This window comes from Peribacillus saganii (assembly GCF_003429095.1).
GTDB classification, from domain to species: Bacteria; Bacillota; Bacilli; order Bacillales; family DSM-1321; genus Peribacillus; species Peribacillus saganii.
The window spans coordinates 1-21,412 of sequence record NZ_QVTE01000053.1 but is presented as its reverse complement, the minus strand read 5'-3'; the positions used below and the strand labels follow the sequence as shown (position 1 = coordinate 21,412).

19 protein-coding genes are annotated in these 21,412 nt (G+C 41.3%); 15 read left to right on the top strand and 4 right to left on the bottom strand.

Annotated elements, in window-relative coordinates:
- Nucleotides 1–136: 136 nt before the first annotated feature.
- Nucleotides 137–739, bottom strand: coding sequence for a 30S ribosomal protein S4 (gene rpsD / locus D0469_RS17895; RefSeq protein WP_117328095.1), 603 nt, complete (start codon nucleotides 737–739; stop codon nucleotides 137–139).
- A gap of 590 nt (nucleotides 740–1,329) precedes the next feature.
- On the opposite strand from rpsD, the gene D0469_RS17890 reads away from it, so the two are divergent.
- Nucleotides 1,330–3,189 carry a sensor domain-containing diguanylate cyclase gene (locus D0469_RS17890; RefSeq protein WP_117328094.1) on the top strand — a complete coding sequence of 620 codons (1,860 nt, stop codon included), beginning with the start codon at nucleotides 1,330–1,332 and terminating at the stop codon, nucleotides 3,187–3,189.
- A 131-nt stretch (nucleotides 3,190–3,320) separates the two neighbouring features.
- Here D0469_RS17890 and D0469_RS17885 read toward each other — a convergent pair whose 3' ends face one another.
- Nucleotides 3,321–3,800, bottom strand: coding sequence for a GAF domain-containing protein (locus D0469_RS17885; protein ID WP_117328093.1), 480 nt, complete (start codon nucleotides 3,798–3,800; stop codon nucleotides 3,321–3,323).
- 137 nt (nucleotides 3,801–3,937) lie between these two features.
- Here D0469_RS17885 and refZ point away from each other — a divergent pair, with 137 nt between their 5' ends.
- Complete coding sequence (gene refZ, locus D0469_RS17880) at nucleotides 3,938–4,591, top strand: forespore capture DNA-binding protein RefZ (RefSeq protein ID WP_117328092.1); 654 nt, start codon at nucleotides 3,938–3,940, stop codon at nucleotides 4,589–4,591.
- A 45-nt stretch (nucleotides 4,592–4,636) separates the two neighbouring features.
- Here the strand turns inward: refZ and hisJ are convergent, their stop codons facing one another.
- Nucleotides 4,637–5,464, bottom strand: a complete 828-nt coding sequence (hisJ, locus tag D0469_RS17875; RefSeq protein ID WP_117328091.1) for a histidinol-phosphatase HisJ — start codon at nucleotides 5,462–5,464, stop codon at nucleotides 4,637–4,639.
- Nucleotides 5,465–5,634: 170 nt separating this feature from the next.
- Here hisJ and ezrA point away from each other — a divergent pair, with 170 nt between their 5' ends.
- The 6 genes from ezrA to rarD all read left to right on the top strand — a co-directional run bounded on the left by ezrA (nucleotide 5,635) and on the right by rarD (nucleotide 13,146).
- On the top strand, nucleotides 5,635–7,329 hold the full coding sequence (gene ezrA / locus D0469_RS17870; protein ID WP_117328090.1) for a septation ring formation regulator EzrA: 1,695 nt from the start codon (nucleotides 5,635–5,637) through the stop codon (nucleotides 7,327–7,329).
- Nucleotides 7,330–7,493: 164 nt separating this feature from the next.
- The gene (locus D0469_RS17865; RefSeq protein WP_117328089.1) at nucleotides 7,494–8,633 is read left to right on the top strand and encodes a cysteine desulfurase family protein; all 1,140 of its coding nucleotides are present in this window, start codon (nucleotides 7,494–7,496) and stop codon (nucleotides 8,631–8,633) included.
- Nucleotides 8,634–8,640: 7 nt separating this feature from the next.
- Nucleotides 8,641–9,843 (top strand): tRNA uracil 4-sulfurtransferase ThiI, encoded by a 1,203-nt coding sequence (gene thiI, locus D0469_RS17860; RefSeq protein ID WP_117328088.1) that lies wholly within the window; start codon nucleotides 8,641–8,643, stop codon nucleotides 9,841–9,843.
- 269 nt (nucleotides 9,844–10,112) lie between these two features.
- Complete coding sequence (gene mbcS, locus D0469_RS17855) at nucleotides 10,113–11,696, top strand: acyl-CoA synthetase MbcS (protein ID WP_117328087.1); 1,584 nt, start codon at nucleotides 10,113–10,115, stop codon at nucleotides 11,694–11,696.
- 128 nt (nucleotides 11,697–11,824) lie between these two features.
- On the top strand, nucleotides 11,825–11,992 hold the full coding sequence (locus D0469_RS22180) for an amidohydrolase family protein (protein WP_117328086.1): 168 nt from the start codon (nucleotides 11,825–11,827) through the stop codon (nucleotides 11,990–11,992).
- A gap of 224 nt (nucleotides 11,993–12,216) precedes the next feature.
- On the top strand, nucleotides 12,217–13,146 hold the full coding sequence (gene rarD, locus D0469_RS17845) for an EamA family transporter RarD (protein ID WP_117328085.1): 930 nt from the start codon (nucleotides 12,217–12,219) through the stop codon (nucleotides 13,144–13,146).
- Between the two features lie 507 nt (nucleotides 13,147–13,653).
- Here rarD and D0469_RS17840 read toward each other — a convergent pair.
- The gene (locus D0469_RS17840; RefSeq protein WP_117328084.1) at nucleotides 13,654–14,454 is read right to left on the bottom strand and encodes an NAD kinase; all 801 of its coding nucleotides are present in this window, start codon (nucleotides 14,452–14,454) and stop codon (nucleotides 13,654–13,656) included.
- A 149-nt stretch (nucleotides 14,455–14,603) separates the two neighbouring features.
- Here D0469_RS17840 and sppA point away from each other — a divergent pair, with 149 nt between their 5' ends.
- The 7 genes from sppA (at nucleotide 14,604) to D0469_RS17805 (ending at nucleotide 21,148) form a co-directional block, all read left to right on the top strand.
- Complete coding sequence (gene sppA, locus D0469_RS17835; RefSeq protein WP_117328083.1) at nucleotides 14,604–15,611, top strand: signal peptide peptidase SppA; 1,008 nt, start codon at nucleotides 14,604–14,606, stop codon at nucleotides 15,609–15,611.
- A gap of 11 nt (nucleotides 15,612–15,622) precedes the next feature.
- Complete coding sequence (locus D0469_RS17830; protein WP_233523111.1) at nucleotides 15,623–16,198, top strand: RDD family protein; 576 nt, start codon at nucleotides 15,623–15,625, stop codon at nucleotides 16,196–16,198.
- Nucleotides 16,199–16,339: 141 nt separating this feature from the next.
- Nucleotides 16,340–17,161: a DUF2953 domain-containing protein gene (locus D0469_RS17825; RefSeq protein ID WP_117328082.1), complete on the top strand. Its 822-nt coding sequence runs from the start codon at nucleotides 16,340–16,342 to the stop codon at nucleotides 17,159–17,161.
- A gap of 26 nt (nucleotides 17,162–17,187) precedes the next feature.
- A complete protein-coding gene (gene ytfJ / locus D0469_RS17820) occupies nucleotides 17,188–17,718 on the top strand; it encodes a GerW family sporulation protein (protein WP_117328081.1) in 531 nt (176 codons plus the stop codon).
- A 261-nt stretch (nucleotides 17,719–17,979) separates the two neighbouring features.
- On the top strand, nucleotides 17,980–18,480 hold the full coding sequence (gene tpx / locus D0469_RS17815; protein WP_117328080.1) for a thiol peroxidase: 501 nt from the start codon (nucleotides 17,980–17,982) through the stop codon (nucleotides 18,478–18,480).
- A gap of 291 nt (nucleotides 18,481–18,771) precedes the next feature.
- The gene (locus tag D0469_RS17810) at nucleotides 18,772–19,758 is read left to right on the top strand and encodes a class I SAM-dependent methyltransferase (protein ID WP_233523110.1); all 987 of its coding nucleotides are present in this window, start codon (nucleotides 18,772–18,774) and stop codon (nucleotides 19,756–19,758) included.
- Between the two features lie 202 nt (nucleotides 19,759–19,960).
- Nucleotides 19,961–21,148, top strand: coding sequence for an acetate kinase (locus D0469_RS17805; protein ID WP_117328079.1), 1,188 nt, complete (start codon nucleotides 19,961–19,963; stop codon nucleotides 21,146–21,148).
- The last annotated feature ends 264 nt before the right edge of the window (nucleotides 21,149–21,412 follow it).

Below are 21,412 nucleotides of genomic sequence, written 5' to 3'. Positions count from 1 at the left end.
TATCTTGTAAATACTCCTGAACAACTTTCAGTTTAAATCCTTCACTATATTTTGCCATAGAAAAACACCCCAAAAGTTAGTTTTAACTCTAACTTTTGGGGTGCAGCACCTCATCCGTAGATGAGGGTCCTTATTATTAACGAGAGTAGAATTCAACGATAAGAGCTTCGTTGATTTCAGCAGGCAATTCAGAGCGTTCTGGTAAACGAGTGAAAGTACCTTCTAATTTGTCAGCGTCAAAAGTTAAGTAGTCAGGAACGAAGTTGTTCACTTCGATAGCTTCCTTGATTACATCAAGGTTGCGTGACTTTTCACGAACACTGATTGTTTGTCCAGGCTGTAAGCGGAATGATGGGATATCAACGCGGCTGCCATTAACAGTAACGTGACCGTGGTTTACAAGCTGACGAGCTCCACGGCGCGTGCGCGCTAAACCAAGACGGTAAACTACGTTATCAAGGCGGGACTCAAGAAGAACCATGAAGTTCTCACCGTGTTTACCTTGCAGCTTACCAGCTTTATCGAATAGAGTACGGAATTGGCGCTCATTTACACCATACATATGACGAAGCTTTTGCTTCTCCTGTAATTGAGTTCCGTATTCAGAAATCTTTTTACGTTGATTTGGACCATGTTGTCCAGGAGCGTAAGGACGCTTTTCTAATTCTTTACCAGTTCCGCTTAGGGAAATTCCAAGACGACGGGATAATTTCCAGCTTGGGCCAGTATAACGAGCCATGAATGACTCCTCCTTCAATGTTTTTATTTTGGTAAAATAAAAACCGTTGTGATATTACAGTTATGCACATTTTGTTTTCATGCACCTTCGCCCTAGCAGCAGAGGGTTACGAGATGCACCTCCCTACGAAAAACACAAACGCCCTTTTCAGGCGCTGCACTAGACATTAAGATTGCATAATAATATCTGAAATTAGCAGAGGAACAAAATGAAAACATAAAAGCCTTCACATAGGCTGCAATATTTTACACAAAGAACATTATATAACGCAGATATAGAAGAGTCAAGTTAATTAGTGCTTGAAATAAAAGTGCTTTACTGTATAGTATGTCAAGTAGAAATCGGAAAATTTCAAGAACTGATATTTCCTGCCACAGTAGATAAAGAAAATTTCACCAATATGTTAAATCGACAAAATTATCACAGGAAATGTCAGGGAATTAGGTTTATAATAAATTATACACAAATTTAAATAAGCAAACAAAATAGGTATGTATAATACCTATATTATGGCGTTTCTATATTTGTATAATAGGCCTTTCGGCGGATATTAAAGAGAAAAAGCAAGATTTTTAGTAGGGATGATGGGTATGGAACCTCCAACAATACAATGGATAAATGAATTAAAAAGCTCTTTCCTCAATCAGATTTATGAGGCAGACGGCCATTTGGTATATGAAGAAGTAGCGGGCAGCCTGCTATCTGAGATCAAAACCCTGTTTGGTTTGGAAGAGGTTACACTTTATAAGTGGAATGATTGGAAGCAGCAGTTGTTTGTTGAAGTTTCGACGAACCCGGGTTATCAGAGTTCAATTGAAGATTCATATATTTTGTGCATTGACTTCGAATCATTATTGGACAAACGGGTTTTTTATCGCGATTTCCCAATGAAGGAGCTTAAGAAATACAGCCTTATTCTTCCGATGATGGATGACAGGCGAACCCTGGGCCTTCTTGCTATCACGGAAAAGAACGGGACGAATCTGCTAAGACTTGGCTCTGAGGATTGGGAGGAGTTTGCCCGCGAATGCTATAAGCTCATTCAGGCTGCCTCCAGCGTTTCCAAAATAGTCGCGGAAGAAAAAAGATACAAACAGCTTTTTCGGGTTACGGAAAAGTTTCATTCGTCCATGAGCATGGATGCAGTTCTCGGAGAAATTATATCTGCCCTTCAGGAAGTATATCCATCTTTTACATATTATTTGCTCCTTTCCCATGATAATAATCATGAGAATTTGCCGATCAAGGATTTGGAATATGACAGTGATAATGTGGCAGCTATGCAAGCCTACGTATCAGGTACTATCCAGTTCGAAGATTCCATTTCAGAACGGAGATCCGTACTTTATGCCCCTCTTAAAGGGAAACAGGGGGTCTATGGGGTGTTGCAAGTTATCGCACAGGACACGCTGGTTTTTCCTAAAAACGAAGTCGAATTCATCAACCTGTTGGCAAACACCGCTGGCAGTGCTCTGGAAAACGCTCAGCTTTATCAGCAATCCAAAAGGCTGATTTCGGACCTTCAGCTTATCAATGAAACATCCCATCGGCTAAATTCCAACTTAAGGCTCAGCGAGACGATGAATTATATGGAGGAACAAATTCGTAAATCGTTCAAGGCAGAAGAAATCGGTTTTGTAATGATTACCACTGCTGAAACGGAAACTGCAGTGCTGGGCAGCACTGATTTTTTCCAAACAGCTGCTGCACGGAAATATATCACATATGTAGGGAAGAAAATTAGCAAGGAAAAGGATTCCCTTTTTATCGGTGATTTAAGTCTGCAATGTCCGGAAAAGGAAATAAAGTACAGGTCGATAATGGCGGTTCCAATGGTTCAAAGTGAGGACTTAAGAGGATTTGCACTTGTTATGCATCAGGAGCCTTATTATTTTTCATTCGAAATGTTTAAGCTACTGCAATCCTTAATTTATCATTCGACACTTGCCCTGGCAAATGCAATACTTCGGGAAGAACTGGAAAAGATGGTGATAACAGATCATTTGACCGGCCTCTATTCAAGAAGCTACCTGGATGAGCGGATGCAGGAGTCGATGAAATTGGATGAGGAAGGAACCTTCATCCTCATTGATATTGATAATTTTAAAATTGTAAATGATACGTATGGCCACCAAACGGGTGACGATATATTGATACAGGTGGCAAATTTGATAAAAACGAATATTCGGGATTCTGATGTAGGAGCCAGGTGGGGTGGCGAAGAGCTTGCAATCTATCTACCAAGGGTAAGCCTTGAGATTGGTGTCACAATTGCAGAACGGCTACTGCTTAAAGTAGAACAGCTATCCACTCCTAAAGTAACGATTTCTTGTGGAGTATCCTATTGGAAGCAATCACGAATTGACTCCGCAAAGGAACTGTTCAGACGGGCAGATGAAGCATTGTACCGGGCGAAAAATTCCGGAAAGAATAAAGTGCTTGTTCATTGAAAATTATGTTAAAGGGATGAAAAATTATAAATTTAAAAACAAATTTCACTAATAGAATGGCAGGCTTCCCAATTTATAGCATAACGAAAAGACCCCGGACAGTAGAATTTATCCGGGGTTTTTCTTCTGTATTAAAGATGTTTAGCGAGTTCCTCTGTAAATTGCTCTAGCATTCTTTGGTCAATTACATCAAATCGTCCTTTTATAGGGCTGTCAATATCCAGCACACCTAATAAGTTTCCATCCTTCATTACAGGTACAACGATTTCAGATTGGGAAGCTGCATCACAGGCAATATGCCCCGGAAATTCGTGTACATCCTCAACCCGCAATGTTTTACGTTCTGCAGCAGAGGTTCCGCAAACTCCTTTTCCAAATGGAATACGGACACAAGCCGGCAGACCCTGGAAGGGACCAAGCACCAACTCGTTGCCATCCACAAGATAAAAACCAACCCAATTTATTTGATCAAGAAATTGATTCAGCAGTGCAGATGCATTGCTGAGATTTGCAATTGTATTTGTTTCGTCCTCAACCAGCGCTACCAGCTGTTTTAGGACCATACGATAACTATCTTCCTTATTCCCCTTATAGGATTCGACTTTAAACATGGTTAATCACCTTACTTCCGCAAATAATTACAAAAACATGATACTAAATTGTCGAGAATTTCTTAAAGGATTCCTGCTTAAAAAGAAGAATGTAGACCAGGAGATGTATTTCATCTCAGAAAGCGAGGGAAATTCGCATGAAAAATATTACATCCACAAAAGAAGCCATTATTGATGCTGCTCTTTATTTGTTCCATTTAAAAGGATTCCATGCAGCCTCCATCCGGGATATAGCCGGGCGGGCAGGAGTAAATCCGGCTAATATTTCATATTATTTCAAAAATAAACATGGATTGCTAGAATATTGTATTGTTTCATATATGGAGGAATACACTTCGTTAATGAGCGAAACTCTTGCTAGGGCAGAGAGCATTGGATCGGCCGCGTGTATGTTTGAAATGGTGAATAGTATCCTTCACTTCCAGCGCAAACATTTTCTTTCAGCACGTTTCATCTTTGGTGAATTTTCTCTTGATTCAAACTTAAATAGGGAAATACTATCTACTTATCTTGCAAGGGAACGATATCATTTTGAAACCTTGATTGAACATGGAATCAGAACAAAAGCATTCCGGCCTGTACAGATTCCTGTTTTTATTCTGCAATTAAAGGGACTTCTTTCGGCACCCCTTATCCATGCATCATACGCAGCCGAACTGCTCCATATATTTTCACAGGAAGCGTACTATACAGATCAATATGCAAAACAGGTAAACAGCTTTCTTAAATCAAGCCTTTTGTCAGGACCGGACGCCAAAAATCCATTTCTGGAAATGCAGGCATTGGCATGAGATTAATCTATCCTGATCCCTGTATTGCAAATTAAAGTACCACACTTATTTCTCGCCGGATTTTCGTACTTTTTCTCTATAGTCTGGCAGCAGCTGTTCAAAGCCCTGTCCTAAATCCTTGGCTTGGTGAGCGTCTGATCCGTAAACAAGCGGTATTCCGAGTTCCAATGCATACCGTGCAAACCGTTCAGGAGGATAAGGCTCCCTGCAGAGAGGTTTAGCGAACCCGGCGCCATTGTAATCCATCTCCAGCTTGCGGCCGCTGATTTTGTCAATCAGCCGATAGACTTGAGAGTCGAAATTCTGTGAAACAGGATAAGACTTTTGAAACTTATGGATCAGAGTCAAATGGCCGATCCTTTTTGGTTTGTAAATGCCCAGATCCGCTTCCACCGCTTTTTCGACTGTGTCATAATATCGCTGATAAACCGCCTCTGCTGATCCAAAAGAAGATATGATATTTCCAAACATATCGGCACTGTAATCAATACAGTGCCAGGACGCACCGTCTTTTATAAAATGTATGGAAAGTATACTGTCATCAAGATACGGTCCAGTTTCGTCGAGCAGCTCCTTCGTCTCCTTTTCAAACCCTTCAATAAAATCAACTTCAAGGCCAATGTTAACCCTTAAGGAATTTTTAAAATAATCCTTTATTCTGGCAGCCTCTTTTAAATATCTGGGCAAATCACTGTGCTTCATGCCGCTATCCTTTTCCGGAATAGGTTCCGGGAATTTTGCTGGAAGAGGAGCGTGCTCTGTAAAGGTGATCTCCTCTATCCCCAGCTCGATTGCCCTTTCAATATAATCTTCAAACGTATCCTTTGTTCCATGGGGACAAAAAGGGCTATGGACATGCTTATCGACAATCATCAATATCACTCCATCTTTAATAGTAAATTTAATGCATTATTTCACAAAAAAAATCATTTTTCTAGTCAAAAATTGTCGTTTACATGGTATCATAAAAGCATTGTATCCGAACATTTGTTAAATTTGACATATATATGGTTGCGGTTTTGTTTTAGAACAGGGGGCTTACGATGGAATACATAATAGGTGCGATACTCGTCATTTTGACGTTGATGATATGGGGTTATGTTCTAAAAAAGAAACATTTCAAGGAAATTGACCGGCTTGAGGGATGGAAATTAGATGTGATGAATAGACCGGTTCTTGATGAATTATCTAAGATTAAGCAGCTGAATATGACTGGAGAAACAGAGGAAATGTTCGAACGATGGAGAAATGAATGGGACACCATCATAACCGTATATCTCCCGGATGTTGAAGAATTGCTGTTTGATGCGGATGAATATGCAGATAAATACCGCTTTAAGCGTTCAGGTCAAGTACAAACGAAAATAGAAGAGAAATTAAAAGAAATTGAACAGGGCATCCAAAAAATTCTGGATGAGCTGAATGAACTGGTCGGAAGCGAAGAGAAGAACCGGACAGAGATAGAGGATCTTAAGGAAGTGTACAGGACGAGCAAAAAGTCTCTCCTTGCACACCGGCATACCTATGGAAAGGCAGCTTCAAGGCTGGAGGCGCTACTAGATGAAGTATTGGAAGTGCTGAAGGAATATGAGGAGTCTACTCAAAACGGGAATTATCTGAAGGCAAGGGAGCTTGTCCTGACAATCAAATCCAGATTGGATAGCTTAGCAATAAAAATGCAGCTACTCCCGCAGCTGCTGATAGAAATTCAGACTGCTATCCCTTCTCAGCTTGAAGAACTTAAGGAAGGGTATCAGGAAATGAGCGCACATGGTTACAGCCTTGGCCATATTTCTTTTGAAAAAGAGGTAGCACTCCTGGAAGAGAAGCTGCAGGTTTATGAAGGTTATACAGAAAATGCAGAGGTAGCAGAGGTTGAAAAGGGAGTAGAGGAAATACTTGAAAGCATTAACGTACTCTATGATCTTCTTGAAAAAGAAGTACTGGCCCGGCAGCATATCCAAACCAGTGAAACGCAGCTAAGGACAGAGATCTCAAACCTTGAGTTTGAAAGTGAAAAGCTTAAAACAGAAACGAGTTTGGTCCAGCAAAATTACCATCTCACTGAAAGTGAAATTGAGGCACAACGAAAAATAGAAAAACAGGTAGCCCAGCTTTCAAAACGCTTTCAGCTTCTTGAACTAAAGTTAAAGGAAGGCTCAATGGCACTTTCAGTACTGAGTGATGACATGAAAGAAGTAGAGTCCATTGTCAGCGAGATGAAGGAACAGCAGCAATCCTACTCTGATAAGCTTCATGCCCTTCGGAAAGATGAACTGGAAGCAAGAAGTACATTAACGGAACTGAAAAAGAAAATGGCTGAAATCGGAAGGCTTATTTCAAAGAGCAATGTTCCAGGACTGCCTGAGCAATATAAGGCATTCATAACTGAAGCTAAGGAAAGCCTTGAAGATGCAGCAGTAAAGCTTGAGGAAAGTCCGCTGGATATGGCTTCTGTCCAGATTTATCTTGAAAAGGCCGTAAAAATGGTTACTAGATTGAATGACTTTACCAGAGTGATCATTGAACAAATGTATCTGGCTGAAAAGCTGATCCAATATGGAAACCGATATCGGAGCCGCTATCCAGCAGTAGCTGAAGCACTGCGCGGCGCTGAGGAAAAATTCAGGAACTACGAGTATGAAGCCGCTCTTGAAGAAGCGGGTACTGCCATCGAAAAGGTTGAACCCGGCACGTTAAAAAGGCTTGAAGCAGGACAGGCAGAAGTATTTAGTTAATTTAGAAGGCCCAGAATACCCAAACCCCCTCCTGGAGATAGGAGGGGGTTTAACTTTTTAAGAATTAGAACAATTAGATGGGACTATGTTATAGTTAATGGATGCGGGTATTGGTTAATACTCATTATATTTCAAATCAGTAATGAATAATGGAGGGGAAGCCCTTGATTTATTTTGATAATAGTGCAACAACAAAACCATATCGTGAAGTAATAGAGTCCTTTGTTAAGGTGTCGGAGGACTACTTTGGTAATCCATCCTCGCTGCATGGTTTGGGTGCAAATGCTGAAAAGCTTTTGTCACAGGCCCGGAAGCAAATTGCCGGGCTCTTAAGTGTGAAGGAAGCTGAAGTGTTTTTTACTTCAGGGGGGACTGAAGGGAATAATATTGCTATTAAGGGTTCAGTTCTTTCACGCAGTGGAAGAGGCAAGCATATCATCACAACTGAAATTGAACATGCCTCTGTTAGAGCTGCCTGTGAGCAGCTCGAAGCAGAGTTTGGTTTCGAAGTTACATTTCTCAAGCCTGACAGGGATGGTAAAATCTCGCCGAAAGATTTGAAAGAAGCTTTAAGGGAAGATACAATTCTTGTTTCTGTCATGCATGTAAATAATGAGGTAGGTTCCATACAGCCGATTGAAGATATTGGGGCAATACTAAAAGAGTATCCAAACGCATTGTTCCATGTTGATCATGTTCAGGGTGCAGGGAAAATCCCTTTAAATTTAAAGAATAGCGGAATTGATTTATGTACATTGTCTGCTCATAAATTTCACGGATTAAAAGGGACTGGGATCATATTTATAAAAGAAGGTATCCGCCTCTTTCCGCTTTTTTCTGGAGGAAGCCAGGAATCCGGGATCCGAAGTGGTACGGAAAATGTAGCTGGGGCAGTCTCGGTAGCCAAAGCACTTCGAATGGTAACCGAAGACAGGAATTCAAATAACCGGTTAAAAGAAGTGAACAGTTACTTAAGAGAATCACTGGATGCAATCAATGGGATTGAGATAAATAGCCCGGCAGAAGCTGTATCTCATATTCTTAACTTCTCATTGCCTGGGATTAAATCGGAAGTTTTCGTCCATGCGTTAGAAGAAAGGAATATCTATGTTTCCACGACAAGTGCTTGCTCATCCAGAAAAAAGTCGGTAAGCAAAACGGTTTATAGCATGTTTGATAGTGAAGAACGCGCAGAGAGTACGGTGAGAATCTCCTTGTCGTACCAGAATACTCTGCAGGAAGCCAGGGCAGTGGTACAGGCCATAGCTGAAACGGTAAGCAAATTAAAAAGTGTAATGAGGTAATGACATCATGAAATATGATCATATTTTAATCCGTTATGGTGAGATTTCCACAAAGAAACGAAATCGAAAAATATTTGTGGACAGGCTGAAAAGCCATATAAAACGAGCACTAAAGGATTTCGAATCGATACAGGTGGAGGCGGACAGGGACAGAATGTATGTCTATTTGAACGGTACCCCCCATGAGGAAGTGGTGAAAAGAATTCATGGTATTTTTGGAATTCAGTCCTTCAGCCCAGCTTTTAAAATTGAAAAAGATGCGGAAGCGATGAAGGAATCCATTCTCCGTTATGGTGAATCGTTAAAAGGCAGGTTTACAACCTTCAAAATCTCTGCAAGGCGGGCAGATAAGGAATTTTCATATTCAACAGACGAGATTAACCATATGCTCGGTGGGCATTTGCTGCGAAATTTAGAAGGAATCAAGGTAGATGTCAAAAACCCTGATTTGAATATTAGGGTAGAGGTGCGCCAGGAAGCTGTATTTGTAACAGGGGAGGTTATTCCAGGGGCTGGGGGCCTTCCTGTTGGTTCAGCGGGACGGGCGATGTTGATGCTATCAGGCGGAATCGATAGCCCGGTGGCAGGATTTTTATCACTTAAAAGAGGAATTGAACTGGAATGCATCCATTTCCACAGTCCGCCATTTACAAGCGAACGATCAAAGCAAAAGGTAGTGGATTTGACGGAAAAGCTTTCAAAAGTTTGCGGCAGCATCAAGCTTCATGTTGTTCCGTTCACAGCTATTCAGGAGCTGATTCAGAAGCAAATTCCTGAAAACTACACAATGACAAGCACAAGACGGCTAATGCTGAAGGTAGCAGACAGAATCCGGGAACGGAATGACGGATTGGCCATTATCACTGGTGAAAGCTTAGGCCAGGTAGCAAGCCAGACCCTAAACAGCATGTATGCGATTAATGAAGTAACCGCAACTCCTGTCCTTAGGCCTCTAATAACGATGGATAAAACAGAAATCATGGACATTGCCAGGGATATTGAGACCCTGGACATATCGAACAGACCATACGAGGACTGCTGCACAGTCTTTACACCTTCCAATCCAAAAACAAAGCCTAAGAGAGAGAAAGTTAATTTCTATGAAAGCTTCGTTGACTTCGAGTCATTGATTGAGGAAGCTGTAGACAACACAGAAATATTGACGATCAGTGCGGCGTCTTCCGCAGAAGAAGATAGCGGGCTATTTTAATTTCCAGAGCCTTAATAATGATTTTGTTATTCATATTAAAGGAAGCAAGATGCTGATTTCCAGTATGGCTGCAGGAAGCGGGTTAAAAGACCGCTTCCTTTATTTATTTATGAAAAGATAACAAATTCGCAATGTTCAAGTAAAGTAATGAGTTCATCAAAATGAAAAACCATTATCCCGGTAGTCTATTATTGCAAGTTTATAATTTTAAATATTTTATTAATTTTGTATAATAAGGGAGTGGTATGACCAATGGAGGGGGATTTAGAATGAAACGTGAAGAATTACTTGCTCCGCATCATTATAATTTAGTTAGTGAGGTTGACAGATTTTCTCATGATCCGGATAAAATAGCGTTGAAATGGGAAAATGAATCTGGAGATAAAAAGGAAATCACATATGCGGGCCTTATGGATGGGGCGAATCGAATCGGAAACGTTTTATTGGATTCGGGCCTTCAAATGGGGGATAAAGTTCTTGTCATCATTCCACGTTTAATTGAAGCCTACCAAGTGTATTTGGGCGCGCTAAAAGCTGGACTGGTCGTCATTCCAAGTTCAGAAATGCTAAAGGCCAAGGATCTGCAGTATCGTATCACTCATGGAGAAGTAAAGGCTATCATAAGCTATTATCCATATGTGGATCAATTTGCTGAGTTGAAGGAGACAGCACAGCTGTTTAAATTCGTAGTCGGCGGCAGCGCAGACAATTGGCTCCATTTGGATAAAATGATGAAACATGCCCCTAATATACTTGCTGCGGCAGATACTAAAAGCGATGATATGGCATTCCTATCCTATACCTCTGGAACAACCGGCAACCCTAAGGGTGTAGTACATACACATGGATGGGCCTATGCCCACTTAAAAACTGCGGCAGCGAAATGGCTCTGCATAGAAGAAGATGACACAGTCTGGGCTACAGCGGGGCCTGGCTGGCAAAAATGGATCTGGAGCCCGTTTTTATCTGTACTTGGATCAGGTGCGATGGGACTCGTATATATGGGGAAATTTGACCCGCAAAAATATTTTAAGCTCCTTAGCGAATACGATGTTAACGTATTATGCTGTACGCCAACTGAATACCGGCTGATGGCAAAGCATGATAATCTATCTGAACTCAGCTTCCCGAACCTCCATAGCGCCGTTTCGGCAGGAGAACCTTTGAACAGGGAAGTTATTGATACATTCAAAAAGTATTTTGGTGTGGAAGTGCGGGATGGCTACGGCCAAACTGAAAATACGCTCCTTGTCGGCGTAACAAAAGGCATGGACATTAAGGCAGGGTCAATGGGTAAGCCAACCCCGGGCAATAATGTTCAAATCATCAATGATAATGGCGAGCCTTGTGCGGTTGGCGAAGTCGGAGATATTGCCGTCCATAGGGAAACACCTGCATTGTTTAAAAAGTATTATAAAGATCCTGAGCGTACTGCGATGCAGTTCAGGGGGGATTTCTATATCACTGGTGACAAAGCCAAATTGGATGAAGACGGCTATTTCTGGTTTGAAGGACGCGGAGACGATATCATTATTAGTTCAGGTTATACGATTGGGCCTTTTGAAGTTGAGGATGCACTTGTTAAACATCCGTACGTCAAAGAATGTGCGGTGGTCGCTAGTCCGGACGAAATTCGCGGTAGCATTGTAAAAGCCTTCGTCGTTCTCAGGGAAGACGTTGATTCTGAAAGCCAAGACCTCATCCAGACCTTGCAGGATCATGTTAAAACAACAACAGCACCTTATAAATATCCTAGGAAAATAGAATTCGTTGATGAACTTCCAAAAACAACCTCGGGAAAAATCCGCCGCATTGAATTGCGTCAGCAGGAGCAGAAAGCTTTAAACCAATAAGTATATACCAAGGAGAAGCAGTGCCGGACACAATCTGGCGCTGCTTTCTATTGGTACAAAAAAAGCCGTTGCTTCATAATGCCGTCGGGTTTAATGCTACCCTGGAGTACGAAACTATCTGAGTTCTTATGCAACGACTTTTAATTATGTTCATAATTAAAGAAAGTTTCAACGCTGACTTTACGGTGCTAGATAGTGATATTTTCAGGATTCACTCAGATCAATTGCTTCAGGCAAAAGCGGTTATGACAGTAGTTAATGGGGATATTGTTTTTGAAATAGACTCCGCATATTAGAAAAAGATAGCAAAAAATCATATCAGCCTTTATAATAAAAAAGTTATTTCGAATACAGAAATATTTTTTGTGTAGAAGCGCAGGCCCAGCCCCGACGCACAGGACAAGGAACGCTTCGGCAGCGACACATCGCACGAAAAAAAGCGGCGGCTTTGTGAGGGCGTGGCGAACTTAGCCGTTCTTCCTCTGCCAGGGCGCTTACGCTTTTCTAATAGGGGGTTAATATGAAGCTATCAAATGAGCAGGAAGGCGCGTTTTATGCTGCCTTAGCTTATCTGTTATGGGGAATAATTCCAATTTATTGGAAATGGCTGGACCAAGTATCAGCGGGCGAAATATTGGCGCACCGTGTGGTCTGGTCTTTTGTATTTATGATATGCCTGCTTTTACTGACAAGAAAGTGGCCGCAATTCCTGTTATTTTTAAAGGAAATTAAGAATAACCGGAAGAAATTCTGGGTGTTGCTGACCGCTTCGCTGCTGATCACTGGAAACTGGGGGATTTTTATTTGGGCGGTCAATTCAAATCATCTTCTTCAAACAAGCCTTGGTTATTATATAAATCCTTTAGTTAGTGTACTTCTTGGAGTAGTTGTTTTAAAAGAAAAACTAAGCGGTGCACAGATATTTGCCTTCTCCCTTGCCGGGATAGGGGTGCTAATTTTAACACTTCACTTTGGTGCCATTCCATGGGTTGCATTGAGTCTGGCCATGACATTCGCACTGTATGGGCTGGCAAAAAAGCTGATCAGCGCTGATTCATCAGTTGGGCTGACACTTGAGACAATGATGGTGACACCGCTAGCACTTGGGTACCTGGTTTATATTTTATTTTCTGGAAGCTCAGCGTTCACCGGGTCCATTTCAACTGGTCTCCTGTTGATGGGTGGCGGAGTTGTAACTGCTCTGCCTCTGCTTTACTTCGCAAAGGGAGCCCAAAAGATTCCGCTGTCCATGCTAGGCCTATTGCAATATATAGCACCGACCCTGCAGCTGATTTTGGGAGTATTCCTTTATCATGAATCATTTACAAAAGTTCATTTGCTGGCATTTATGTTCATATGGAGTGCATTGGTGGTTTACTCCCTTTCACGGGTAAAATGGTTTGGAAAGCGAACTGCAAAGCCTAAAAGTAATTACAGGATTGGGGCATAAATCCCTAATAAAAACTCGCACTGCTTTTTCGCAGGCGAGTTTTATTTTTACTAGATTATGAAAGTATTCCTGTGTTTTAACAAATTACTGATGTCTAGCTCCAGCGCCCAGCCCCTCGAATGTTGTGACCAAGAGCCGTCACAACCCTGGTCATAAGCCAATCACTTCGGAAGGCAAAAAGCGCCTTCTGTCAGCGCTTGTCTTATGCTTATCGGAGGCCCACAGGATGTGGGTCAGAACGGCGTCGCTACAGGACGTGGCGAATTTAGCCGTTCTTCCTCTAAAGCAGGGCGCTTCCGCTTTTCCATGATGTCTAGCTACAGCGCCCAGCAACTTTTTTCGTAGTAAAAAATAAAGCCCCGACGCACAGGACAAGGAACTCTATGGCAGCGATACATTGCATGAAACAAGGCCAGCTTTGTGAGGACGGGGCGATCTTAGCTGCCTTTGTTCTGTCAGGGAGTTTCCGTCTTTCTTATGAAAAAGCATAATTTCGCTTCAGGTACTCTATAAAAATGTTCGTTTAACCTTTTCCCAGAAAGAATTATCCTTTAGCTTAACAGTTTTGATGATTTTACCGCTTAATTTCGTCTGAACATTTTCTATATGCTGGATGCTCATTGCTTCATTATCCATTCCGATTGTTGGATAATCATTGCCGTCCTGAACGACCTTCAGTGTTAGCACCCGGTCACTTCCGAGAATGAATGGGGATCCAAGTGTTCGGTAAGTATTGTTATTTAAAGAAGCCAGCTCGCTGACTTGAAAGCAAGGGAGTGTTGGATCAACTACCGCACCATTCACGGATTTATTATAGGCGGTACTTCCTGTTGGTGTCGAAATAACCATGCCATCTCCGCGGAAGGTCTCAAAATGAATATTATCAATGAATACTTCGAGCAAAAATGTTTTAATAATCGAAGATCGTATGCTCAACTCATTCAAAGCATAAAACGGCGGATTATTATCCAGTGTAATTTCGATGGTCGGGTAGCGGTGGACCTCGATCTGTTCAAGGGTCATCGCTTCAATCATTTTGGAGGTGTCACTTAAATGGAAATCACAGTACATATTTAAGTTTCCGGAAGTGGAAATGCCGGCATAAAGGCAATCGTCCCGAAATCCAGTTTTTCTTACTGCCTGAAGGAATGTGCCGTCACCGCCTACGCTGACAATCACATTGGCCTGGCGGAAATCGCTTACAATTTTGAAAGAATACCGTTCGGCTAATTCATATAAATGCTGGACCTTTTCGACCATTTCTGAGGATTTAGTATGGTAAAAGAAAACGTTTCTGCGGTTAGGCATAGTGTATTCCCCCTTTAAAAGTGAATTTCTTTTCCAAAAGATGTATTCTTTGCTACAATATTGGAATGTGTACATAGTGTAACATGTTTTGAAACATTTTAAAATTTCAAACGGACTGGTAATGGACAAAGCGACAGGAGGACAGGTATATGAATGGTAAGCGCTGGGCAGCGCTTGGTATCGCTGCTGTATTATTTGTTGTTTCAATTATAATGAGTGTTGCTTCTTCTTTTTTCTTTACAGACACGGAAAGTGCAATCGCAGAATTCTTTTCTTCAGAAACTCCTTATCTGGAGGAAGTGATCGAGGAAGGCAATGAGTTTAATAAAATTGCTGTGCTAACTGTCGATGGAGTGATACAGGATACAGGTGAAACTCCTTCGATTATGGATGGCGGCGGATACAGCCATCGCTCGTTTATGGAAAAACTGGAGCTTGTAAAAGAGGATGATGCAATAAAGGGTTTAATTCTCCAGGTTAACTCGCCAGGCGGAGGCGTAGTGGAAAGTGCGGAAATACATGATAAAATTCTTGAAATTCAAAAAGAGACTAAAAAGCCGGTCTATGTTTCAATGGGTTCGATGGCGGCTTCAGGAGGCTACTATATTTCCGCACCTGCTGACAAAATCTATGCTAGCCCTGAGACTCTGACAGGCTCCCTTGGGGTTATCATGCAGAGCATGAATTATGGCAAGCTCGCGGAAAAGTATGGTGTAGAGTTTGTTACCATCAAAAGTGGTGCTTATAAGGATATAATGAGCCCTACACGTGAGATGACTCAGGCGGAAAGAAAAATCTTGCAGGAGATGATTAACAACTCATACCAGCAATTTGTTTCAATTATTGCGGAAGGACGTAATATGCCGGAGGCTGAAGTCAGGAAGCTTGCGGACGGAAGAATTTATGATGGCAGGCAGGCAAAGGAAGTTAATTTAATTGATGATTTTGGCTATCTTGACGATGTTACAGATGCTATTCGAAAGGATTTAAAGCTGAAGGATGCCCAGGTTGTCCGCTTTACAGATGAAATGGGACTGCAATCACTGTTTTCTATGGCTGCCAATAAGCTGGGTGGAGAAAATGCGGAAGTTGCCGGGATTATGAAATTTTTATCAAAATCAAATTCTCCTCGTTTGATGTATTTATATTCGGAATAGGGGGGATAAGGATGACGGAAAATAACCATACCTGGTCAGATGAGGCCCAGCCTGAACAAGAAAAAGAAAACACAACAATGGATCTGTCACAATCTCCATTGCTTCAAAGTGCTCCTGAAGAGGAGCAGACAGGGAAAAAGATAAGGTCTATTCAGGAAACCGCAGACAACCGTCTCTTCTTTGCAGGGTTTTGGATGCGTTTTTGGGCCTATATACTTGACCTGATTATAGTGGGCAGTATAGACAGGCTGGTATTTAAGCCGATTTTAAAGGCTGTAGGGATCACCCATTATGATATTGCCATTTTTTCGCCTGTGACTATCGCTTCTGCAGTGGTATTCTATCTGTATTTTGTATTAATGACCAAATATCTGGGACAAACGCTGGGCAAAATGGTATTTGGGCTAAGGGTTGTTGGTCTAAAGGAAAATCGTTTATCGTGGGGGACGGTTTTATTCAGGGAACTGATTGGTAGATTTATTTCAAAGACCACATTTATCGGGTATATTATTGTGGGATTTTTGCCGAAAAAACAAGGATTGCATGATATATTCGCCGATACAACGGTAGTATTAGAAAAACGGTAGAGTATAAGTGATAAACCTGCTGAATGAGGTGAGCAGGTTTATTTTTTTTCCCTGGAGACGATAATGAATGAGTGAAATACAAGTCGGATTAAGCTGATATAACAGTCGCCGGACGCGGTTGAGTGATAAGGTGAATTACAGATGCTGCCTAATAAGGAAAGCTCGGCTAGAAGCATCTTCCTAGATAGATACACAGCAGCGAGTTTATATGAACAAGGTTACAACTCTGGCCCGCTTGTCTTTATTCTTTTTAAACGCAATACTGACAATTACCTATCCCTAATAAAGGGTGTGAAGCTATTGATCTGGCTGTTGCTGATTCCGGCCTTACTGTTAGTGGTTCTAGGATTCATCCTCTTAGCTAAAGTGAAAGTGGAAATTAAGTACTATCATAAGGAAAAACAGGGCCAATGCAGAATTGTTCTGAAAGCATTATTTGGGCTAATTCACTACAAAATATATTTCCCGGATGTGAACAAAAAGAGTTCCTTAGGGGCAAAGCACAGTAAAGGTGAAAACGGAAAACCAGAAAAGGCAGGAAGAAATCATTTCTCAATGGAGAGCATGGTTAATTCGTTGGATGAAATAGACGAATTTGATTTTTCGAACCTTTTTCGAATTATCGGATTCTTCATAGCTGGCGTAAAGGTCATAAAGTTTAAATGGCATTCTCAAATTGGAACGGGGGATCCTGTTCAGGCAGCTGTGCTTGCAGGAACACTCCTTAGCTTTAAGGGGATCTTGCTTGGAATAATAAGCAGGTTTTTACAATTTGTTTGTGTTCCTTCTTTTTCCGTAACTCCAGAATTTAATCGCCTACAGCTCGAATTTGATTTTTTTTGTATAGCACAAATCCGTATAGGGCATGCTATTCGAGCGGGAATCATGCTGTATAAACTAAGGAATAGCATCAAAGCTGAATTTAAAACAAATTCTCTTTCAGCCATAGATACGGCCGATTGAAAGATTAGTAAGCTGGAGGAATGAAAATGTCGAATCACCCTATTGAAGGTTTAATGACAACAGCGATGGAAAACCTGAAGGAAATGATAGATGTTAATACAATCATTGGAGACCCTGTTGAAACACCGGATGGAAGTGTTATTCTCACTGTTTCGAAAGTAGGGTTTGGCTTTGCAGCAGGAGGAAGCGAGTTTAATATGTCCGGCGGGGGAGGATCCCAGGACAAGCAGCCTTTCGGCGGAGGCAGCGGAGGCGGTGTTTCAATTACGCCAATCGCGTTTTTAATTGTCGGATCAAAAGGAGTTAAATTACTTCATTTAGATCAGAGCACTCATTTGCTGGACAAAATCCTGGATATTGCTCCAGCCGCTTTGGAAAAAATTCAGTCTATGTTATCGAAAAATGGAGGAAAGCAAGAAGGAGACTCGAAGTCTTCGAAAAAGGAAACATCTAATAAAGAAAAAAGTAACAGGGAAACTTCTGACAATAATTCAGATGATAGACAAACCACTAAAAGGAAAAAAACTGAAGATGATTCAGATGACGAGGACTACTGATTTTGATATATAAGAATGTATGTGTTTAATACAAATGAGCAATGTTTTATGCAAATCCTTCTGGGCAAATTTTGCTGAGGGATTTTTTGCTTTTGCAGAGAGGATTTAGGTTAGGAATGGAGAATATAATCTATCGGATGGTAGGGAAAATAGCTTATTGCTTTCTTGGAGCAAGGCTGTTTAAAGGTATATTAATTGCAAAAAGATGGTATACCGAATATCATTAACACTGTACATAGGTTAAAAAGGAGGAATTATAAAATGGCATCGATTACATTTAAGAACAACCCGGTTACACTTTTAGGCAATGAAGTAAAGGTGGGAGACCAGGCTCCAAATTTTACTGTATTAGCAAATGATATGTCTGAAGTTACATTAAATGATACACAAGGATCTGTAAGAATAATTTCTGTCGTTCCTTCCATTGATACTGGCGTGTGTGACGCCCAAACTAAACGCTTTAATGAAGAAGCTTCAAACTTGGGGAATGTAAAAATCCTCACAATCAGCGTAGACCTTCCATTTGCTCAAAAACGCTGGTGTGCTGCTGCAGGAATTGAAAATGTTCAAACTCTTTCCGATCACCGCGATCTATCATTCGGGGAAGCATATGGTGTACATATTCAAGAGCTTCGCTTGCTGGCTCGTGCTGTATTCGTTATCGACAGCAGCGACAAGGTTACTTACGTGGAATATGTTAGTGAAGCAACGAACCACCCGGACTATGAAGCAGCAATCGAAGCGGCTAAATCTGCCAAATAGTTGAAAACAACATAATCGTGTCGACAAAATTCCCGCCGTTTTTAAGGCGGGGATTTTTATTTGTCAAGAGGAAAAAAAACAATTCCTTTAAATTTAAAATTTGGATTGCGCCCTACTATTATCCAGCGTTTTGCGCCAGTTTCTCCCATATCATTTTACAAATTGCCATTTAAAGAGGTCAAAGGCTGGGTGGCGGCTGTAAGCCCATTTTTAATGAGAAAAGCCTGCAGCTTGTGTCCCTGTATTCTGAAAGCTACAATAGAAAAAGAAAAACTCAGGAGGAAAAAGCCGGTGAATTTTACCCCGATTGAAGAATTGTTTCGTGTGTTCGACGAAACTGCAAATATATTACAAGAAGAATTGGATTGTACATATCTTGAAGCGCTAGCCGAAACTGGAGAGAATATTTTCCATGGTGATGTAATTCAGGATGAGGTGAGTGAACTGAATCGCAAGCATCTCTTGAAACACTATGGAGAAATTACGATAACCAAATACAGCAAGGAAGAAATACGCAAAAGCTTTCAGCTTGCCATTTTGAAAGGGATGCAGCAAAACATCCAGCCTAACCACCAGATGACTCCCGATGCTGTAGGGATGTTTGTCAGTTATTTGGTTGGGAAATTTATGAGTAAGAATATTTCGTTTACACTTTTGGATCCTGCGGTTGGTACGGGAAATCTGCTGTTTACCGTAATGAATCATTTAACCGATAAGGATGTTCACGCCATTGGCTCCGATGTGGATGAAACCCTTATCAGGCTAGCATATGTTGGTGCGAACCTGCAGGAGCAGTCTGTCCAGTTTTTCAATCAGGACAGCCTCGAGCCGCTTTTTGTGGATCCGGTGGAAATAGTGGTCAGTGATTTGCCAGTCGGATATTATCCAAATGATGTACGGGCTGCAGATTATGAAATGCAGGCGGATAAGGGGCACTCATACTCCCATCATTTATTTATCGAGCAGAGTGTAAGGCATATTAAGGATGGAGGATATTTATTTTTCATAGTCCCCAACAGCATTTTTGAATCAGAGCAAGCTCCTAAGCTTAACAGCTTTGTAAAAAGCCATACCTTTATTCAAGGGATGGTTCAGCTGCCATTATCCCTTTTTAAGAATGAAGCAGCTGCGAAAAGCATTTTAATACTTCAAAAGAAAAAGGAAGGGGCACAGGCACCGAAAAATGCTTTACTTGTAAGTTTGCCGAAAATGTCAAATCGCCAAGCCATGCAAACGATAATGAAAGATATGGATGCCTGGTTTAAGGAAGAAAAATAATTTGGTGCTGAAAAATAAGAATAAAACTTTCTGAATATAATTATTTTTTGATGAAAACGATAACATGTCAGCTCGCTTCTTGATAAAAACTAACTTCAATGCTTAAATGGTTATTTGAAGTATGGCAATTTTGTGCGGAAATTACACACACTAATATAGATGTTGTACCTGATTTATTGCACATTCTCAAAGGAGCGGTTTCATGTCTAAAATCATAGCAATTAATGCAGGAAGTTCTTCGTTAAAATTTCAGTTATTCGAAATGCCGAGCGAAGAAGTTATTACAAAAGGGCTTGTTGAGAGAATCGGTTTAAACGACGCTATTTTTACCATTTCCGTTGGGGATGAAAAAATAAAGGAAGTAACTGATATCCCAAATCATGAAGTTGCAGTTAAACTCTTGCTTGAAAAACTAATTAAGCACGACATTATTAAATCATTTGATGAAATTGATGGTGTAGGACACCGGGTAGTGCATGGCGGTGAGATCTTTACGGATTCAGTATTGATAACAGATGAAGTGCTTGAACAAATTGAAAAGCTTTCTGATTTAGCGCCGCTGCATAATCCAGCTAATGTCACGGGAATTAAAGCGTTCCAGCAAATTCTGGGGAACGTGCCGGCTGTAGCGGTCTTTGATACTGCGTTCCACCAAACAATGCCTGGAAGCTCCTATTTATACAGCCTTCCATACGAATACTATGAAAAGTACGGAATCCGAAAATATGGGTTTCACGGAACTTCACATAAATATGTATCTCAGCGTGCAGCGGAGATGATTGGCCGGCCGCTTGAGCAGCTGCGTTTGATTTCATGTCATCTGGGCAACGGTGCCAGTATCGCTGCAATTGAAGGCGGAAAATCTATTGACACTTCTATGGGCTTCACGCCGCTTGCCGGTGTAACCATGGGTACACGTTCCGGGAACATTGATCCTGCACTGATTCCATTTATTATGGAGAAGACGGGAAAGACGGCTGATGAAGTACTGGATGTTCTTAATAAAGAAAGTGGAATGCTTGCTGTTTCCGGTTTTTCAAGTGACCTTCGCGATATCGAAATTGAGGCTGAAAAAGGCAATGAACGAGCTGAGCTGGCTTTAGAAGTCTTTGCCGGACGTATTCACAAGTACATCGGTTCCTATGCTGCAAGAATGAGCGGCGTGGATGCTGTAATTTTTACAGCTGGAATTGGGGAGAACAGCGAGACCATCCGGGCAAAAATTCTGCGCGGTTTGGAATTCATGGGCATCTATTGGGATCCAGCACTTAACAGAACTCGCGGTGAGGAAGCATTTATAAGCTATCCGCACTCACCTGTGAAAGTCATGGTCATCCCGACAAATGAGGAAGTCATGATAGCCCGGGATGTACTAAGAAAATCGTTTTAATACATTATTGGTAAGCCGTAAGAATAACAAAGACAGAAAACAAGTATAACGGAAAAAGAATAAGGGGCTGTTTAAGCCTCTTTTTTTTATTGGTTTATAATTGTCGGGTTGTGGATAACAAAAATTGTTTGAGCAAACCTGGTTTTTCCTATTAACCGGCATTAGCCGGGATCCAGGTTATCAAAAGCAACAGAAAAAGAAAAACGCCACATAATGGCGTTTTTCAGGCTGTTGAGAAAGTTTTTTCTCAGCAGCTTTTTTGCG

What these genes read in the sequence shown, in the direction of transcription:
- rpsD (WP_117328095.1), bottom strand. Translation starts at nt 739, where the DNA reads ATGGCTCGTTATACTGGCCCAAGCTGGAAATTATCCCGTCGTCTTGGA.
- D0469_RS17890 (WP_117328094.1), top strand. Translation starts at nt 1,330, where the DNA reads ATGGAACCTCCAACAATACAATGGATAAATGAATTAAAAAGCTCTTTC.
- D0469_RS17885 (WP_117328093.1), bottom strand. Translation starts at nt 3,800, where the DNA reads ATGTTTAAAGTCGAATCCTATAAGGGGAATAAGGAAGATAGTTATCGT.
- refZ (WP_117328092.1), top strand. Translation starts at nt 3,938, where the DNA reads ATGAAAAATATTACATCCACAAAAGAAGCCATTATTGATGCTGCTCTT.
- hisJ (WP_117328091.1), bottom strand. Translation starts at nt 5,464, where the DNA reads ATGATTGTCGATAAGCATGTCCATAGCCCTTTTTGTCCCCATGGAACA.
- ezrA (WP_117328090.1), top strand. Translation starts at nt 5,635, where the DNA reads ATGGAATACATAATAGGTGCGATACTCGTCATTTTGACGTTGATGATA.
- thiI (WP_117328088.1), top strand. Translation starts at nt 8,641, where the DNA reads ATGAAATATGATCATATTTTAATCCGTTATGGTGAGATTTCCACAAAG.
- mbcS (WP_117328087.1), top strand. Translation starts at nt 10,113, where the DNA reads ATGAAACGTGAAGAATTACTTGCTCCGCATCATTATAATTTAGTTAGT.
- D0469_RS22180 (WP_117328086.1), top strand. Translation starts at nt 11,825, where the DNA reads ATGCAACGACTTTTAATTATGTTCATAATTAAAGAAAGTTTCAACGCT.
- rarD (WP_117328085.1), top strand. Translation starts at nt 12,217, where the DNA reads ATGAAGCTATCAAATGAGCAGGAAGGCGCGTTTTATGCTGCCTTAGCT.
- D0469_RS17840 (WP_117328084.1), bottom strand. Translation starts at nt 14,454, where the DNA reads ATGCCTAACCGCAGAAACGTTTTCTTTTACCATACTAAATCCTCAGAA.
- sppA (WP_117328083.1), top strand. Translation starts at nt 14,604, where the DNA reads ATGAATGGTAAGCGCTGGGCAGCGCTTGGTATCGCTGCTGTATTATTT.
- D0469_RS17830 (WP_233523111.1), top strand. Translation starts at nt 15,623, where the DNA reads ATGACGGAAAATAACCATACCTGGTCAGATGAGGCCCAGCCTGAACAA.
- D0469_RS17825 (WP_117328082.1), top strand. Translation starts at nt 16,340, where the DNA reads ATGCTGCCTAATAAGGAAAGCTCGGCTAGAAGCATCTTCCTAGATAGA.
- ytfJ (WP_117328081.1), top strand. Translation starts at nt 17,188, where the DNA reads ATGTCGAATCACCCTATTGAAGGTTTAATGACAACAGCGATGGAAAAC.
- tpx (WP_117328080.1), top strand. Translation starts at nt 17,980, where the DNA reads ATGGCATCGATTACATTTAAGAACAACCCGGTTACACTTTTAGGCAAT.
- D0469_RS17805 (WP_117328079.1), top strand. Translation starts at nt 19,961, where the DNA reads ATGTCTAAAATCATAGCAATTAATGCAGGAAGTTCTTCGTTAAAATTT.